This window comes from Rhodoferax aquaticus (assembly GCF_006974105.1).
GTDB classification, from domain to species: Bacteria; Pseudomonadota; Gammaproteobacteria; order Burkholderiales; family Burkholderiaceae_C; genus Allorhodoferax; species Allorhodoferax aquaticus_A.
On sequence record NZ_CP036282.1, the window covers coordinates 3860608 to 3877564 of the forward strand.

Annotated in this window: 13 protein-coding genes; 10 read left to right on the top strand and 3 right to left on the bottom strand. The window is 59.6% G+C overall.

Annotated elements, in window-relative coordinates; all coding sequences use genetic code 11:
• The first annotated feature begins 21 nt into the window (after positions 1–21).
• From EXZ61_RS17790 to EXZ61_RS17820, 7 genes are all read left to right on the top strand, one after another.
• A complete protein-coding gene (locus tag EXZ61_RS17790) occupies positions 22–1101 on the top strand; it encodes a GlxA family transcriptional regulator (protein WP_237218997.1) in 1080 nt (359 codons plus the stop codon).
• A 273-nt stretch (positions 1102–1374) separates the two neighbouring features.
• A complete protein-coding gene (locus EXZ61_RS17795) occupies positions 1375–2316 on the top strand; it encodes a choline ABC transporter substrate-binding protein (RefSeq protein WP_142813029.1) in 942 nt (313 codons plus the stop codon).
• A gap of 121 nt (positions 2317–2437) precedes the next feature.
• Positions 2438–3298: a formyltetrahydrofolate deformylase gene (gene purU / locus EXZ61_RS17800; protein ID WP_142813030.1), complete on the top strand. Its 861-nt coding sequence runs from the start codon at positions 2438–2440 to the stop codon at positions 3296–3298.
• A 23-nt stretch (positions 3299–3321) separates the two neighbouring features.
• Positions 3322–4782 carry a betaine-aldehyde dehydrogenase gene (gene betB / locus EXZ61_RS17805; protein ID WP_142813031.1) on the top strand — a complete coding sequence of 487 codons (1461 nt, stop codon included), beginning with the start codon at positions 3322–3324 and terminating at the stop codon, positions 4780–4782.
• 6 nt (positions 4783–4788) lie between these two features.
• Positions 4789–6459 carry a choline dehydrogenase gene (gene betA / locus EXZ61_RS17810; protein WP_142813032.1) on the top strand — a complete coding sequence of 557 codons (1671 nt, stop codon included), beginning with the start codon at positions 4789–4791 and terminating at the stop codon, positions 6457–6459.
• A 230-nt stretch (positions 6460–6689) separates the two neighbouring features.
• The gene (locus tag EXZ61_RS17815; RefSeq protein WP_142813033.1) at positions 6690–7712 is read left to right on the top strand and encodes a transporter; all 1023 of its coding nucleotides are present in this window, start codon (positions 6690–6692) and stop codon (positions 7710–7712) included.
• A 21-nt stretch (positions 7713–7733) separates the two neighbouring features.
• Entirely contained in the window at positions 7734–8492 is a 759-nt protein-coding gene (locus tag EXZ61_RS17820; RefSeq protein WP_142813034.1) for a hypothetical protein, read from the top strand.
• A gap of 38 nt (positions 8493–8530) precedes the next feature.
• Here the strand turns inward: EXZ61_RS17820 and EXZ61_RS17825 are convergent, their stop codons facing one another.
• Positions 8531–9733 (bottom strand): serine hydrolase domain-containing protein, encoded by a 1203-nt coding sequence (locus tag EXZ61_RS17825; RefSeq protein ID WP_425353631.1) that lies wholly within the window; start codon positions 9731–9733, stop codon positions 8531–8533.
• Between the two features lie 240 nt (positions 9734–9973).
• Between EXZ61_RS17825 and EXZ61_RS17830 the strand changes: the two genes are divergently transcribed.
• A complete protein-coding gene (locus EXZ61_RS17830) occupies positions 9974–13261 on the top strand; it encodes a hybrid sensor histidine kinase/response regulator (protein WP_142813036.1) in 3288 nt (1095 codons plus the stop codon).
• A 62-nt stretch (positions 13262–13323) separates the two neighbouring features.
• Here EXZ61_RS17830 and EXZ61_RS17835 read toward each other — a convergent pair whose 3' ends face one another.
• A complete protein-coding gene (locus EXZ61_RS17835) occupies positions 13324–14262 on the bottom strand; it encodes a DMT family transporter (RefSeq protein ID WP_142813037.1) in 939 nt (312 codons plus the stop codon).
• 87 nt (positions 14263–14349) lie between these two features.
• On the opposite strand from EXZ61_RS17835, the gene EXZ61_RS17840 reads away from it, so the two are divergent.
• Entirely contained in the window at positions 14350–15216 is an 867-nt protein-coding gene (locus EXZ61_RS17840) for a LysR family transcriptional regulator (protein WP_142813038.1), read from the top strand.
• A gap of 192 nt (positions 15217–15408) precedes the next feature.
• A complete protein-coding gene (locus EXZ61_RS17845) occupies positions 15409–15759 on the top strand; it encodes a hypothetical protein (protein WP_142813039.1) in 351 nt (116 codons plus the stop codon).
• A 296-nt stretch (positions 15760–16055) separates the two neighbouring features.
• Here EXZ61_RS17845 and EXZ61_RS17850 read toward each other — a convergent pair whose 3' ends face one another.
• Entirely contained in the window at positions 16056–16829 is a 774-nt protein-coding gene (locus EXZ61_RS17850; protein ID WP_142813040.1) for a hypothetical protein, read from the bottom strand.
• Positions 16830–16957 lie beyond the last annotated feature (128 nt).

Genomic DNA, 16957 nt, shown 5'->3' on the forward strand with positions numbered 1-16957 from the left:
AAGCAATCAGGAGCCTTTACCGTGCCACGCGCCCCCACCCATCCCACATCGCTGCCCACCGTGGGTGCCAATGATCCCGTGGCGTGCCCCAGCTGTACCCATGTGGGCTTCATCTTGATGCCGGACTACTCCATGATTGCCTTTGCCAACGCGGTGGAAACCCTGCGCATGGCCAACTACATCAGCCGCAGCGAGCTTTACCGCTGGACCGTCATAAGTTCCGACAGCGCCCCTTCTGTGGCCAGCAACGGGCTCAGCATCGCCACCGAAGGAGGCACCCAAGCCCTTGCCGACTGTGCGATGGTGTTCGTCTGCGGTGGGGTCAACATTCGCGCCAACACCGACGAGCGGCTGCGCCACATGCTGCGCCAATGCGCCGCCCAAGGCGCGGCCATGGGGGCGCTGTGCACGGGCTCGTTTGCATTGGCCAGCGCAGGCCTGCTGGACGACTACCGCTGCGCCATCCACTGGGAAAACTTGGCGGCCATTGGTGAAGAATTTCCCCGCGTACAGTTTTCGCCCGAAGTTTTCATCATGGACCGCAACCGCTACACCTGTTCAGGGGGCACCGCCCCCTTGCATTTGATGCTGCATTTGGTGCGTGCACAGCATGGGGTGAAACTGGTGATGGATATCTCCGAGCAGTTCATTGTGGAGCGCCTGCGTGCCAGCAACGACCGCCAGCGCATTCCTCAGCCCCAGTGCATTGGCCCTGGCTACCAGCACCTGACCGAGGCAGCCGAAATCATGGCCGCCAACATCGAGGAACCCTTGCCACTGGCAGAGTTGGCAGGCGTGATCCACGTGTCGCTGCGCCAGCTAGAGCGTTTGTTCCACCGCTACTTCAGCATGAACCCCGCGCAGTACTACATGAACTTGCGGCTGCGCAGAGCCCAAGAATTGCTCACCCACAGCAGCATGCCCATCATGCAAGTGACAGTAGCCTGTGGCTTTCAATCGGCCTCGCACTTTTGCAAGGCCTATCGCGGTTTGTACGGCCACTCGCCCAGCGAGGAACGGCGCAACCAAACGGGCAAACCGGTACCGGCACGTGCAAGCAATCGGGCCGCACCCGTCTTGCAATACGCAGTGCGTGCGTAAGCCACAGTTCGGCGCTTAGGCTCGCTCCATCGCGGCGATTTTGCGCGGTGCTTGGCTACCAGAAACAGCATCTTCATGCTATTTTTTTGGTAGCTGCTCACGCACGTCCAGCAAGGGTAAACCCTAGATTTAACTTGTACGCATACGACCACTTTTGCGTGCCGCACGTGAACAAGTCTGCGTCGTTCCAAGCAAAGTTTCCAAGGGCCAAACTGCCAAAGTAGGGTGGTGTCATAGCGTTGCTAAACCCCACTCATTCACTTGGAACTGGCCATGAAACTCAAACTCGCTCTGCTCAGTGTTGCTGCCGCAGTATTTTCTCTTAGTACGTCTTTGGCGCATGCCGAAGACGCCAGCTGTAAAACCGTGCGCTTTGCCGACGTCGGCTGGAGCGACATTGCAGCTACGACAGGGCTGGCCTCTGTGGTGCTAGAAGGTTTAGGCTACAAGCCTACCGTGACCATTGCCTCCGTACCCATCACATTTGCTGGCATCAAGTCCAAGCAAATCGATGCGTTTTTGGGCTACTGGAATCCCAGCATGACGCCCATGATTGAGCCTTTCGTCAAAGCGGGCCAGATCAAGGTGTTGGACCAGCCCAATTTGGTAGGCGCCAAGTACACCTTGGCAGTTCCCGCCTACCTGTACGACAAAGGCCTCAAAACCTTTGCCGACATCTCCAAGTTCCAAAAAGAGCTGGACGGCAAGATCTACGGCATTGAGCCAGGCAACGACGGCAATGCATTGATCGCCGACATGATCAAGAAGAACGACTTCAACCTCAAGAGCTTCAAGATGGTGGAGTCATCAGAAGCCGGCATGTTGGCCGAGGTGATGCGCGCCGCCAAGAGCAACAAGCCCATCGTCTTCTTGGGCTGGGAACCCCACCCCATGAACGTGCAAGTCAAGATGAAATACTTGGAAGGTGGCGACGCCGTGTTTGGGCCTAACCTGGGCGAAGCCAAGGTGTTTACCGCAGTGCCTCCCAGCTACGAAGCACGCTGCCCCAACGTCGCCACTTTCTTGAAGAACCTGCAGTTCTCGCTCGCGATGGAAAACACCGTCATGCTGTCCATCATGGACAAAGCCAAGCCCAACGCTGCTGCCAAGGCCTACCTCAAGAAGAACCCTGGCGTGATTGACGCTTGGCTCAAAGGCGTGAAAACCTTTGGTGGCCAAGACGGTTTGCCCGCCGTTCAAGCTGCGCTGAAGTAACCCGCCCCCTGGGCTCACACCTCCCACGCAGCCGTTCTTGCGCTGCGCGGGGTGGGCTTGCTTACGCTCGCCCTCGTGGGCCCATCCTGATCTCCGTACCGACTTCTTCCGCCTTTCGCCCATGACCACAGACACCGCCACCCATTACTGCCTGAACCTGGCCTGCGGCAGCGCGCGCGGGCAGGTTGCAGCGGTCTCCCAACTGCTGGACGCACATGGCGCCTACATTGAGCAATTTTCAGTGTTTGATGACCACACCACCGAGCGCTTTTACGTGCGCGGCGTGTTCAGCCTGCGCACCGAGGTGCAAGAACTGCGGCACGCGTTTGGCGCACTGGCCCACACCTTTCCCGCCGCGCAGTGGCAGGTGCATGACCTGGCGGAGCCCACCAAGGTGCTCATCATGGTGTCCAAGTTTGACCACTGCCTGCGCGAGCTGATTGCCCAGTGGCGCCGTGGTGAGCTCAAGATGAACATTGTGGGTATTGTGTCCAACCACCCCGACTTGGCCAACATTGCCCACGCCGAAGGCTTGCCCTACCACCACCTCCCCATCACCGCAGACACCAAGCCCGCACAAGAAGCCAAGCTGGAGCGCCTGATTGCCGACACGGGCGCAGAATTTGTAGTGCTGGCGCGCTATATGCAAGTGCTGAGCGAAGACCTGTGCCAGCGCTTGCATGGCCGGGTCATCAACATCCACCATTCGTTCTTGCCCGGTTTCAAAGGGGGCCGCCCCTACCAGCAAGCCTTTGACCGTGGCGTCAAGCTCATAGGCGCAACCGCCCACTTTGCCACCACCGATTTGGACGAAGGCCCCATCATTGAACAGTCCGTCGAGCGCGTAGACCATGCGGACACGCCGCAGCACCTGTCCCAAGCGGGGCGCTTGGTCGAGAGCTTGGTGCTCTCCCGTGCTTTGCGTTTTGTGCTGGAGCGCCGTGTCTTCATCAATGGCATGAAAACGGTGGTGCTGCGCTGAGCTTTGACTGCAAAATATCTTCTATGACCGACACACTCATCCCCAGCTTCATCAACGGCCGCGCAGTCCATGGGCGCGGCGCACGCTTTGACACCGTCAACCCCGCCACTGGCGCCGTCATCGGTGGTGTGCACGACTGCATTGAGGCCGATGTACAAGACGCCATTGCGGCCGCACAGAGCGGCTTTGCACTCTGGTCCGCCATGACGGGCACCGAGCGCGGCCGCATCTTGCAACGTGCGGTGCAGCTGCTGCGCCAACGCAATGACGAACTCGCTGCGCTAGAGGTCCAAGACACCGGCAAACCCTGGCAAGAAGCCCAGGTGGTAGACGTCGCCAGCGGCGCGGACTGCATTGAGTACTTTGCAGGCGCTGCCGCCACCTTGGCCGGGGCGCAGTATCCCTTGAAGAACGCATTCGCCTACACCCGCCGCGAACCGCTGGGCATTTGCGTTGGCATTGGTGCGTGGAACTACCCCATCCAGATTGCCTGCTGGAAGTCCGCCCCCGCGCTGGCAGCCGGTAATGCCATGATCTTCAAGCCGTCTGAACTCACTCCCATGACCGCCGTAAAACTGGCCGAGGTGTATCTGGAAGCTGGCGTGCCACCGGGCGTGTTTCAGGTCTTGCAAGGGCGTGGTTCTACGGGCGCGCTTTTGGCGGCCCACCCCGATGTGGCCAAAGTGTCGGTCACGGGTTCGGTGCCGACCGGTAAGCGCGTCATGGCCAGCGCCGCCAACACACTCAAGCGGGTGACCATGGAGCTGGGCGGCAAGTCCCCCTTGGTGATTTTTGACGACGCCGACCTGGAGCAAGCGGTCACGGCCTCCATGATGGCCAACTTCTACACCCAGGGCGAGATCTGCACCAATGGCACCCGCGTGTTTGTGCAGCGCGGTGTCATCGACCAGTTCTTGGCACGGCTTACCGAGCGCACCAAGCTGTTGCGCATTGGCGACCCCATGGACCCTGTGACTGAAGTGGGCGCCCTCATCTCTAGCGCGCACAAAGAAAAAGTGCTGGGCTACATCCAAATTGGTCTGGCGGAAGGCGCCACCTTGCTGTGCGGCGGCACGGCAGCACAAGTGCCTGGTTTTGAACAAGGCAACTTTGTAGCGCCCACCATTTTTAGCAACTGCACTGATGGCATGCGCATCGTGCAAGAAGAAATCTTTGGGCCCGTCATGTCGGTCTTGGTGTTTGACGACGAAGCCGAAGTCATTACCCGCGCCAACAACACCCGCTTTGGCTTGGCCGCTGGCGTATTCACCCGCGACAGCGCGCGCGGCCACCGCATGGCGGCGGCGTTTAAGGCCGGTATTTGCTGGATCAACAACTACAACATCACGCCCATTGAAATGCCCTTTGGCGGCGCTGGCGAATCGGGCATTGGCCACGAAAACAGCATGGTGGCCATGGAGCACTACACCCAACTCAAAACTGTCTATGTGGAACTGGGCCAAGTGGCCTGCGGCTACCGCTAAAACGCTATGGCAACTGAAAACTTTGACTACATCATCGTAGGCGCCGGCTCGGCGGGCTGCGTGCTGGCCAACCGCCTGACCGAAGACCCCAATGTCACGGTCTTGGTCCTGGAAGCAGGCCCGGGTGACCGCAGCATTTTCATCCACATGCCCTCGGCATTTGCCTACCCGCTGGCCAACGACAAGTTCAACTGGTTCTACCACTCAGAGCCCGAGCCGTTTATGAACCAGCGCGCCATGTACTGCCCGCGTGGCCGGGTGCTGGGTGGCTCGTCATCCATCAACGGCATGGTGTACATCCGCGGCCATGCACTGGACTATGACGGCTGGGCCAGCCACGCCGGGCTAGAGCACTGGTCTTACGCCGACTGCCTGCCCTACTTTCGCAAAGCCGAAACCCGCGCAAAAGGGGGCGACGCTTACCGAGGCAACGACGGCCCGCTGCACGTATCCACCGGCGCCTGCAAAAACCCGCTCTACACAGCCTTCATCCAAGCCGGACAACAAGCGGGCTATGCCTACACCGAAGACATGAACGGCTTCCGCCAGGAAGGTCTGGGCCCCATGGACATGACGGTGCACAAGGGCAGGCGCTGGAGCACGGCCATGGCCTACCTGCGCCCCGCTATGCAGCGCCCCAACTTGCATGTGCGCACCCGTGCCTTGGTCACACGCGTGGTCACCGAGTCCAGCAACAAAGCCCCCAAGGCGGTGGGCGTGGAAGTGGTGAACGGCAGCACGCTGGACGTGCTGCGTGCCAACCGCGAGGTGATCTTGTGTGGTGGCGCTATCAACTCGCCGCAAATTTTGCAGCTCTCCGGCATTGGCAACCCTGACGAGTTGCGCAGCCTGGGCCTGCCCGTGGTGGCGGCCTTGCCGGGTGTGGGTGAAAACCTGCAAGACCATTTGGAAACCTATGTGCAGTACGCCTGCAAAGAGCCCATCACCTTGTACAGCGCCATGAACCCTTGGGCCAAGCTCAAGATCGGCGTGGAGTGGATGCTCAAGGGCACGGGCCTGGGTGCGACCAACCACTTTGAGTCGGGTGGATTCATTCGCAGCGATGCCGGTGTCAAGCACCCCGACCTGCAGTACCACTTTTTGCCCATGGCCATCAGCTACGACGGCAGTGCACCGGCCAGCTTTCACGGCTTTCAGGCCCACGTGGGGCCTATGCGCCCCACCAGCAAAGGCTTTGTCAAACTCAAGAGCGCCAACCCCAAGGACGCGCCACGCATCTTGTTCAACTACATGGGCACCGAGCAAGACCGCAAAGAGATGCGCGCGGGCGTGCGCCTGACCCGGGAGATTTTTGAACAGGCCGCGTTTGACCGATTCCGTGGCGAGGCTGTTTCGCCTACCGCCAAGGTGCAAACCGATGACGAGATTGACGCCCACATCCGTGAGCACGCTGAGAGCGCCTTGCACCCCTCCTGCACCTGCCGCATGGGCACCGATGACATGGCGGTGACCGACGGCAGCGGACGCGTGCATGGCGTGAGCAACCTGCGGGTGGTGGATGCGTCCATCATGCCCGATGTGGTGAGCGGCAACCTCAATGCGCCCACCATCATGCTGGCCGAGAAAATGGCGGACATCATTCTCGGCCGCCCCAGCCTGCCACGCTCTGACGCCCCTTTCTTTGTGCACCCGGCTTACCAAACGGCGCAGCGCTAGCCGACAAGCGGTTACTCCTGTTTTTGTAGCTGCTTGCGCTTTAACCACGGGCGCGTAGGCCATTTTTCCACAAAAACTGCGCCAAGCTCTCCGCAGAGCTAGCGTCCGTGCGTCAAGGCATAGGGCCGTGGTACGCGTTGCCACGGCTTCACAATTCCAACGCACAATGGCGGCTTGAAGCCCCCTACCGCCGGGCTGCTTACACTTGGAGCTCCCTCCACCCAACCAGCATGGCCAACAACACCCCTAACCCCACCTACGGCGCAGACACCTCCGGCCTGATTTACGGGTTTCAGTTCAACCCCGACGGGCATGCGGTGGCGCTTGACGCGGCAGCCGCCCTGCGCTGGCTGAACTCGGAGCAAGTCGCCAGCCAAGGCGGCTTTGTGTGGCTGCACTTCAATATGGCCCACGCGTCTACCGAGAAGTGGCTGCGCGAGAACCTGCAGCTCTCTGGCGTGTTTCATGAGTCGCTCAAAGACGGCTCACGCTCTACCCGCGTGGAGCTGGACGACGACACCCTGGTGGCCGTGGTGAACGATGTGCACTACGACTTTGCGTTTGAGCCCTCTGACATCTCCACATTGTGGCTGTCGGTGGGCCGGAACTTGGTGGTCAGCGCGCGGCTGCAACCGCTGCGCTCTATTGACCGGCTGCGTGACGCTGTGCGCAAAGGCGCTACCGTGCGCTCCTCGGTGGCACTCTTGGTGCACCTGATGCATGACCAAGGCGATGTGCTGGTGGACATTGTGCGCGGCACCACAGCCCGTGTGGATGGCATTGAAGACAAGCTGTTGGCCGGCCGGCTAGAGACCAAGCGGGCCGACCTCGGCTCGCTGCGCCGTTTGCTGGTGCGCCTGCAGCGACTGCTGGCACCCGAGCCTGCTGCCCTGTTTCGCCTGCTGCGCAAGCCCCCGGCGTGGATACAAGAAGAAGACCTGGAAGACCTGCGCCAATCTACCGAAGAGTTCAACGTAGCCTTGAGCGACATGGCCGCCCTGCAAGAGCGCATCAAGCTGCTGCAAGAAGAGATTGCCGGACGCGTGGCCGAGGCCAATAACCGCAGCCTGTTTGTGCTGACCATCGTGACCGTGTTAGCGCTGCCCATCAACATCATTGCGGGCCTCTTGGGCATGAACGTGGGTGGCGTCCCATTTAACGAACACCCGCACGGGTTTTGGATTGTGATCGCCATCATCGTGACCTTTACCGCCATTGCCGCTTGGATTGCGTTTCGCAAGACCAAAGAGTAGCCAAGCACCCGCCAATGCACCATGCACCCACTCGCCACTGAACTCGCCCGCCTCTACGCCCCTGAGCCCACCACTGCACAGCCCAACTTCGCCTTGGTGTCGGAGCGCGGCTTGGTGCGAACCATGGTGCTTGCCCTGGGCCGTCCCGCAGACTGGTCGCTGATGTCCACCGTATGGCGTGGCGTGCAAACGGATCTGGAACTGCCCGCACCCGCCATTGCGGTATCGGGCAGAGACAGCTACCAGCTCTGGTTCTCGCTGGCAGAGGCGGTGAGCGCGGAGCAGGCACACCGTTTTATGCAGGCCTTGCGCATGCGCTACTTGCCCGAGGTCAAGCCCGAGCGCGTCCGCTGCTGGCCCATGCCAGCCAGCTCAGGTGAGCTGCTTTGGACCCATGCGGACCAGGTGCCTGCCGTACAAAGCGACACCGGCAATTGGTCAGCCTTTGTGACCCCCGACTTGGCACCCGTGCTGGCCGACGAGCCCTGGCTGGACATGACACCTACGCCCGATGCGCAAGCCCAAGTGCTCAGCCGCTTGCGCAGCATTCCGGCGGCTGTTTTTCAAACGGCTTGCGACTCGCTGCAGGGCGCTGTTCCATCGGCCCCACCTCAAGCTGCACTATCGGCACTTAGCGCCTCAGCCACGCCGCCCACCGAAGCCGCGATCACGCACTATGACACGCACGCCCAAGAAGCGAGGCGCTTTCTATGGGGCGTGATGCAGGACACCACCGTGGACTTGCGCTTGCGTATTGAGGCCGCCAAGGCCTTGTTGTAGTTGGGCCCCGTCCAACAGGGTGCATGCGTTGTACGCCTTCACTTCGCAGGCGCAGCGCCCTCATCGTCAACCGCCTTCTGAACATCGCGGTAGAACGCATCGCGTGCTACGATAGCGACCTTGTCTCTGGCGCCGCCAGCCCAATTGGCGTTGGACACGATGACGAGCTTGCGTTTGGGGTCAATAAAAATGCCTTGCCCAAAAATACCCCGGGCGGAGTAGCTGCCGTCATCAAAAGTCCACCATTGGTACCCATAGCCACGGCCCGGTTCACCAATGTCGGTGCGCTTGGTAGTGGCCTCCGCCCACCAGCCATCGGGCACGATGCTTTTGCCATTGACCATGCCACCATTCAAGATGAACTGGCCCATGCGGGCGTAATCACGCGGGGCGGCTTGCACGCAGCAGCCACCAATCTCTTGGCCAGTTTTGCTCAAGATCCAGGTGGCCTGCTGCTCCATGCCCGCGGGGCCCCACACTTTTTCAGCGAGGTAAGTGGCCAAAGGCTTTTTGGTGGCTTGCTGCACCAAGGTGCCCACCAAGTTGGTTTCACCCGTGCTGTAAAGCCAGCGTGTGCCTGCAGGCACGTCGCGCGGCAGGGTCCGCATATAGCTCACCAATGCGTCCACGCCATCGGTGGGTTTGTGGTTGTTGAACTTGGCGACGTCGGAGTTGGGATCGGCGTAGTCTTCGTTCCACTTGACGCCAGAGGTCATGGTGAGCAGTTGGCGCACGCTCACGTCGTCATAGGCAGAGCCCTTGAGGTCAGGGATGTAGAGGCTTACCTTGTCGTCCAAGCTTTTGATGTACCCATCTTTCACCGCGGCCCCAACCAAGGTGGACGTAAATGACTTGGCCACCGAGAAGCTGGTCCAACGGCCATCGCCGTCAAAGCCCAGACCGTAGCGCTCCATGCGCAGCTTGCCATCGTGCACCACCAGCAGTGCAGCCATGCGCTGGCCCGCCATGTAGGCATCCACATCGGTAGGTAGTTTCAACGGTGCCCCTGCAGGCAAAGGTGAAGGGTTGCCGCTTGCGGGCACCACATGCACCTTGGCCAAGATAGGTAGGCGGTCCAAGGCGCGAAACGCCGCATCGCGCTGCGGCTGGGTCCAAAACAACAAATCGCGGTTGGTCGGCACGGTGGCCAACAAACCGCGTGTTTCTTTGTCCAAGCTCAACCAGCCGCCAACAGCGGCAACGCCCACAAGAACCAAGGTGCCGAGCACCACTTTTTTCACATTCAACACCATTCTCCTTGCGCTGTTAACAACGTGCAGACTCGTGGGGTACCATGGGTCCGCAGCCAAGGGCTGCCAGATGACCCAGCGTCAAACATCTGCAATGAAGCCGTGAGTATTGCAGGCCTTACGTCCGCCCCGTCTGCAGAGAAACCCTTGCTCACAGATAAGGAATGCATTAAAAGCGCCGGTGAATCCCACAGGCACAAAAGCTACACCTTTTGCACAAGCTCTTGTAACATGGACTTCCCATTTCCTGACCGAGAGGTGCACATGCCCGCCCCAGCGCATACGGACTCTATGGCTCTCCAAGAGCGTGCCTCCAAGGCTGGCGGTCGGGTCTATGGATATCTGGGGCTCTTTCTGCTGGCGTTGGTCGGCACCGCCCTTTTGTTCACCTATTTCTTGCGTGAAGGGCATAACCAAGCGGTTGCAAAGGCCACGGCCGATGGCACCAACTTAGCCAAGGTGCTGGAGCGTCAATTTGACTCCAGTTTGCGCCGCCTAGATGCAGACTTGCAAGGCGTGGTGCGCCGCATTGCGCCTCAAGAGTTGGACGCCAAGCTCGCGCCCCGCTATCGCAAAGACTGGGCGAGCTATTTAGACTCGTTGAAGGTGAATTTCGCAGAAGTTGCAGACTTTTACGTAGTGGACGCTGTGGGTGACACCATCTATTCGTCTGGAACGTTCAAAAGCTTTAACGTTGCCGAACGTTCGCACTTCAAGCGTTTGCAGGCTGACCCATCCGCCGGTTTGGTGTGGACGGATGTGGTGGTGTCCAAATCAAACGGTCGACCCACCATCGTTTTTGCACGGGCAATACGCAATGCTGAGGGCACCTTTGTAGGCCTAGCGTCCGTACTCGTTGATCTCGACTACCTGCAAAAAGCGATTGCAGCGATCGATCTTGGCCCGCAAGGTTTGATCGCCATCCGCAGTGCCACCGACAACAAACTGCTGCTTCGCCAGCCTCCGATTCCAGCAGAAGTGCACAAGATCACCAAGTCATCGAACTTCGACCGCATTGTGCAAGGCGAAAAACTGGGCCATTCGCTGTTTACTTCGCCACTCGATGGTAAGACGCGCTACACCACATTTTTGGTGCTCAATGATTTTCCGTTTTTCATCTATGTTGCCCTTGGCCAAGAAGAGGTTCTGCGTACTTGGTACTCGCAACTACTCGTTTCCTCCGTGATTGCGTTGACCTTGCTACTCCTCATGGCCTGGGCGCTGTGGCGGCTGTGGAGAACCGAGCGCGAGCGTGAAAAAGCCATGGAAAACTTGGTGATTGCCCGCGACCACGCGGAAGAAGCGAGCCGCAGCAAAGGCCAGTTTCTGGCCAACATGAGCCACGAGATACGCACCCCCATGAATGCCATACTGGGCATGCTGCACCTACTCCAAGGGACCGAGCTAACGTCTCGTCAACTTGATTACGCCAGCAAGGCGGAAGGGGCTGCCAAGTCGCTATTGGGTTTGCTCAACGACATCTTGGATTTCTCCAAGGTCGAGGCGGGCAAGATGGAGTTAGAGCACGAACCCTTTCGCTTGGATCAATTGCTGCGCGACCTCTCTGTGGTGCTCTCGTCCAATGTAGGCGCGAAAGACATCGAGGTTCTTTACGATGTTTCTCCAGATTTGCCAGAAGTCGTAAGCGGCGACGCCCTGCGATTGCAGCAAGTGCTGATCAACCTTGGGGGCAACGCCGTCAAGTTCACATCGCAAGGGCAAGTGGTGCTGGCAATTCGCCAGCTGTCTGCCACCGACTCCACGGTGCAGCTTGAGTTTGCCATTCAGGACTCGGGCATTGGCATTGCCCCCGAAAACCAAGCACATATATTCAGCGGCTTTTCACAAGCGGAGGCTTCAACAACCCGGCGCTTCGGGGGCACAGGCCTTGGGCTGGCCATTTGCAAACGCCTCGTGGGGCTGATGGGCGGTGAGCTAACGCTTTCCAGCGTTGTGGGGCAAGGCAGTACCTTTAGCTTTCGCATTGACTTACCTGTTTCGCAGGAGATACCTGTCACGCTGGCGCGGCCATCGCGGCAAAGCATGGCCCCCATGCGTACCTTGGTCATTGACGACAACCCCGTGGCTCAGCGCATCACCTACAGCATCGTGCAATCTTGGGGTTGGCCGGTTGAGGTGGCGTCTAGCGGCGATGCGGCCGTGCACCTCGTGCAGAAGGCCTTGGATGCGTCACCCAACGCGTTTCCTTACCCACTCATCTTGGTGGACTGGCAAATGCCGGGGATGGATGGGTGGGACACTGCGCGCCAACTCCGTCAACTGAGCGAACGCTGCGGCGTGCCTCCGCCCACCATCATCATGGTGACCGGCCACGGGCGCGATACCTTGGCGCAACGTAGCTCTGACGAACAAGCCATGCTGAGTGGGTTCTTGGTCAAGCCGGTGACGGCCTCCATGCTGCTGGATGCGATTGCAGACAGCGCCAACGGATCCTCATCCATGCGCCAGGTCACCCGGGCCCGACCTGGAGGGCGGCAGCTACAAGGGATGCGTGTGCTGGTCGTAGAAGACAACCTCATTAACCAGCAGATTGCTGAAGAGCTGCTCTCTGGCGAGGGGGCCATCGTTTCCCTGGCAGCCAACGGACAGCTGGGCGTAGAGGCCGTCAGTGCTGCAGCACCGCAGTTTGACTTGGTACTCATGGACGTACAAATGCCCGTACTTGACGGCTATGGCGCCACCCGCTTGATTCGTGAGCAGTTGGGACTCAATGCGCTCCCCATTGTGGCCATGACCGCCAACGCCATGTCTGGGGACCGTGAAGCCTGCCTTGCTGCGGGTATGAATGAACATATTGGCAAGCCCTTCGACATGGCACAACTGGTCTCCCTGTTAATACGCCTGACGGGGTTTGAGGACGTTGCATCAGGAACGCAGCTGCCCCCGCCGCCTAGCGCCCCTCTGCCCGTCATTGAAGGGCTTGATCTTGCGCTGGCGATCGGACGCATGTCGGGCATGCGGCATCTGTATGTGCGAACGGCGCGCGATTTCGCGGCCATCTTGGAGACGGTGGCCGAAGACCTGTCTGTCGCTTTGGACGCCGAAGACGCGAAAAAAGCCACCATGCTGTTGCATACCTTGAAGGGCAATGCAGGCTCTCTGGGGGCGCTTGCTTTGGCACACGAGGCGGAAAGGCTAGAGGCCCTCTGCCGCACCGAAGGCACCGGGGCCTGCCGACCGCAACTCAGCCCCCTGCTCTCCTTGGTGCAGGCAAGCCGAGACTTGATGCACACCGCCATAGCGGCTCTGTCAGAACATGCAGCCCCTACGTCCGTGTTGGCGACAGATACATCCGCCGCGCATGATCCACGCCCCGCCTTGCTTGAGTTGCTGGCTTTGCTGAAAGCAGATGACTTGAACGCACTGCAACGCTTCGCGGATGTGCGCCATGAACTAGAGGGTTTGCCCAACGATCTGCTGCAAGCGTTAGAGCTGGACTTGCAGGCCCTAGACCTAGAGGCAGCAAGGCAAACCTGCGAGCAACTACTGGCCTCTTGAGCCAAAGGGGACACAGCGCTGGCGTCTGTGCGCAAAATGACACAGGTGCAGTCCAATGGCGCTTAACGGCTTAGCGACGACTTGCCGCTTGGTTTTCTGATGGTCCACACAGAAGCACCCATCAGTGCGACGCCCACGAGTTGCACCACACTCAAGCGGGTGCCATAGACGGCCCAGTCAAACAACACTGCGGCCAGAGGGTACACAAATTGCAACACGGCTATCTTGCCGAAAGTGAGCCGTGCCATACCCGCAAACAGAATCACGTAGGCTAGGCCGGTGTGAATGACGCCCAGCCCTGCAAGCCACAGCCAGGCACTGGGCTGCTGGGGCCATCCCAAGGAGAACGGTGCCCACGCCAGCACCACCGCGCCCACCCCACACTGCCAAAACGACAATGCGAAGGGGCTGATGGCTTGTTTGGACTTGCTCAGCAAGGTGACGGCGGCGTAGCACAAGGAAGCGCCCATGCACAGCAACAAGCCCAGCATGTACTCGCTGCTGGCAGACCGGGCCGATGCCATGTCATCCAACAAGCCGGTGGTCAGTGCAAGCCCGCACAGGGCGACCGGCGTGGCCAGCCATTGGCCTTTGGACACCGGCTCGCGCAAGAAGATGGCGCTAAAGAGGATGACCCAGATGGGCTGAATATGAAACACCACCGTGGCGACCCCCATCGAGGTGCGTGAAATGGCAGCAAAAAACAGGGTCCAGTTCAGAAGCATCAAACATCCGGTGGCACAGGCCACGGCCAGGCTCGCTCCACCCAGGCGCAGGTCTTGCATCTTGCCGGTGGCCGCACTCCACAGCAGCAGCGCCAGCGCGCCGAAAGCGCAGCGAAACCAAACCGTCACCAGCGGGTGCTGGCCGGCCTCTTCTACGAATACGCCGATGCTGCCTAGCAGAACGCCACCCGCCACCATCAGCCATAGACCTTGCCGCTCGCGCACAGCTTGCATGGTGGCGGGGAGAACGATAGTGGTGGCGGTTGGGGTTTGCATAAGCCCATGTTCACGAATCTCTTGATTTCTGTAAAGCGCATAGTTCAAATAGCTACCATGCGTTTATCGAATACTTAAGTTGTCGCTATGAAGTACCCGGACTTTCAAATTGATTGGTTGCGCGCCTTTGTGGCCGTTGTGGACGCAGGCTCTCTGTCGGCTGCGGCACCCATGCTGCACCGCTCGCAATCGGCGGTGAGCATGCAGATCAAAAAACTGGAAAACGCATTGGGCAAGCCCGTGCTTGTGCGTGGCCCGCGCCACATGGAGATCACCGCAGCAGGCACCGAACTGCTGTCCTACGCGCGCAGGATGCTGGAGTTGCAGGCCCAGACCCACGCCGCGCTGTTCGGCATCCAACTCGAAGGCCGCATACGCCTGGGTGTGCCGGACGACTATGCCACCACCTACCTGGCGCCGGTGCTGCGCAGCTTTGCCAGCCGCCACCATGGGGTGGAGATTGAATTGACCTGTGAGCAGTCCACCTCACTCATTCCCAAGGTGGGGCGCGGCGATTTGGACTTGGCACTGGTGTCACGGGACAAGCCCCAGCGTGGCAAGCTGCTGTTTCAAGAGCCGCTGGTTTGGGTGGGCGCCCCTCAGTTCGAGGTGTGGCGCAAAACGCCCCTGCCCATTGCGGTTTATGAATCAGGAAGCATGGCCAGAACAGAAACCATCGCGGCGCTGGCAGCCAAGCGGCGTGCCTACCGCGTGGTCTACCACAGCGCCAGCCTGACTGGCCAAGTGGCCGCTGTGGAAAGCGGGCTTGCCGTGGCCGTGCTGACGCGCTGCAGTGTGCCCGCCAGCTTGCAGCCGCTGCATAACCTGCCCAAGGAATTTGAACTGCCTGCACTGGGCACTATGAACGTTGCCCTGTTGCGCAGCAAGGCATCACAGCGCTCACGCGCGGTCGACGCCATGTACGAACAGTTTGTGCATACCTTGGGGACGTAGCTGGGGTAGGTCCACAGGCAGTGGTGATAGACATCGCAGCCGCTAGGTTTGCGCTCACCGGTACTGCAAACTGCAGCAATATTGCGCTCCATTGGGAAAGCTGTGGGTCTGGCTACGCGGCATTGGAGTTGCTCTCTAGAAGCTCTCAGACGCATGTTTACGGACCCGTGTTGCCCCACGCACCGAACCATCGTGTCTTTTTTGGAGGGCGCGCAGTGGTCGCGTTCACCACAAAAAACGTCCCTTGAGGCTGCGCAAGCAGAGCTCTTAAGCGTAGGCTTTGCACCGTGCACCCTGGTGCAATTGAGCGCCGAGGAAATGGCGGCCCAGGTGAAGGCCGAGTTGGCCGACGTCAATCCCCTCGCCAACTTTGGCTACGAGCGTGACGTGGTACGTGTGCACGGCGACTTGGCACAGCGAGGCTGTAGCTTCTGGGCCATAGAGGTCCCTAACAATGCCTTGTGCGCCTTGGTGGCCCAAAACGGTTCGCGCCTTCAAGCCTGCATCGGCGCAGTGCGCTCACCCAAGGCTTGGCCGCGCTGATGTTTGCGGCTAGCCAGCCAAGTGCCGGTTTGCACAACAAGGTAGCAAATGACCTATTCTTGGTCGTCAAAAAACAAGTCGCACACAAAGCCCACCTCACCGTCGGTAGCGCCCAAGGTGTAGCTGTTGATCTCGTCAGTGTTGCGTAGCATGGTGCAAAAGTGCAGCTGCGCGCGAAGCAAGCTTCCTTTTTTATAGCATGTTGCGCAACATCTACGAGGGCGATCAGCCAGTTCACACGCCAGATCAAGGGGCAGCGGGCTGAGCCGCCCGCCAGTAGCAACTACGGCAAACCTCTACTGAGCAGTGGTGGCCATTAGCTTTTTGAACTCAGCGGAGTTGCGCAACTTTTTCATACGGTTCCAGAGGTCTTCGACTAGCAATTTGTTTTCTTTGTAATACAACGTGCTGAACGCGACGTAGATCGTGAACTGACCGAAGGGTTCGGGCAACACATCTAACTTGCCCTTGAACTCATCGTCTTGCAAGAGCACATCGGCAATGCTGGATAGCACGATGGCTGCATCGCCCCGCTGGAGCAAAAGTTTGCGCAGGGTTTGGGTCTCGTTGTTCGAACTGGCGTCGACAGCGACTTGGAGTGTTTCGAGCTTTTCCTGCAGCATCCTGACGCCTGCCTGGTACATCACAGGGCGCGCAAGGTTAGAAAAAGAGCGCCCATTCCATTGCACGTAGTCATCCTTGCGCCGGATGACCACATGCCGCACGGTTGCACTCTGTTTGCTGCTGTCTAACTCCCCATTGGGCAGGCGAGGAAAGGCGTAAATGGTTTGGTTCTCGGACACGCCGGACACAGTCAGTACAGCGTCGTACTCTGCCTTTTCCAAGCCCAAAAGGCAGCGTTTAAAGGGCGCTACGGAAAATACTACGCCGGGGCCACTTTGACTTGCGGCGGAGCGCATCAGCCACTGCAACGGGCCTTCGCGATCAGGGTAGGTGTGGGGCGGCACAGGTCGGTCTGAAATGCACACATTCACTGCGCGCGCCGTGGCTGAGGACGACATCACGCCCAGCAACACCGATGCTAGGAATATCCAAAACTTGGAAAACATGGCGGCCAGTCTAGCGCCCGGCAGGTGACTTGACAACGTGAGCTCCCAAGCACGTCGGGAGTGTCAACTCAGGTGGTTGGCACTACAGGAACACCACGGGGGCGCAGGGAAAAATCGTGCAGAGCACT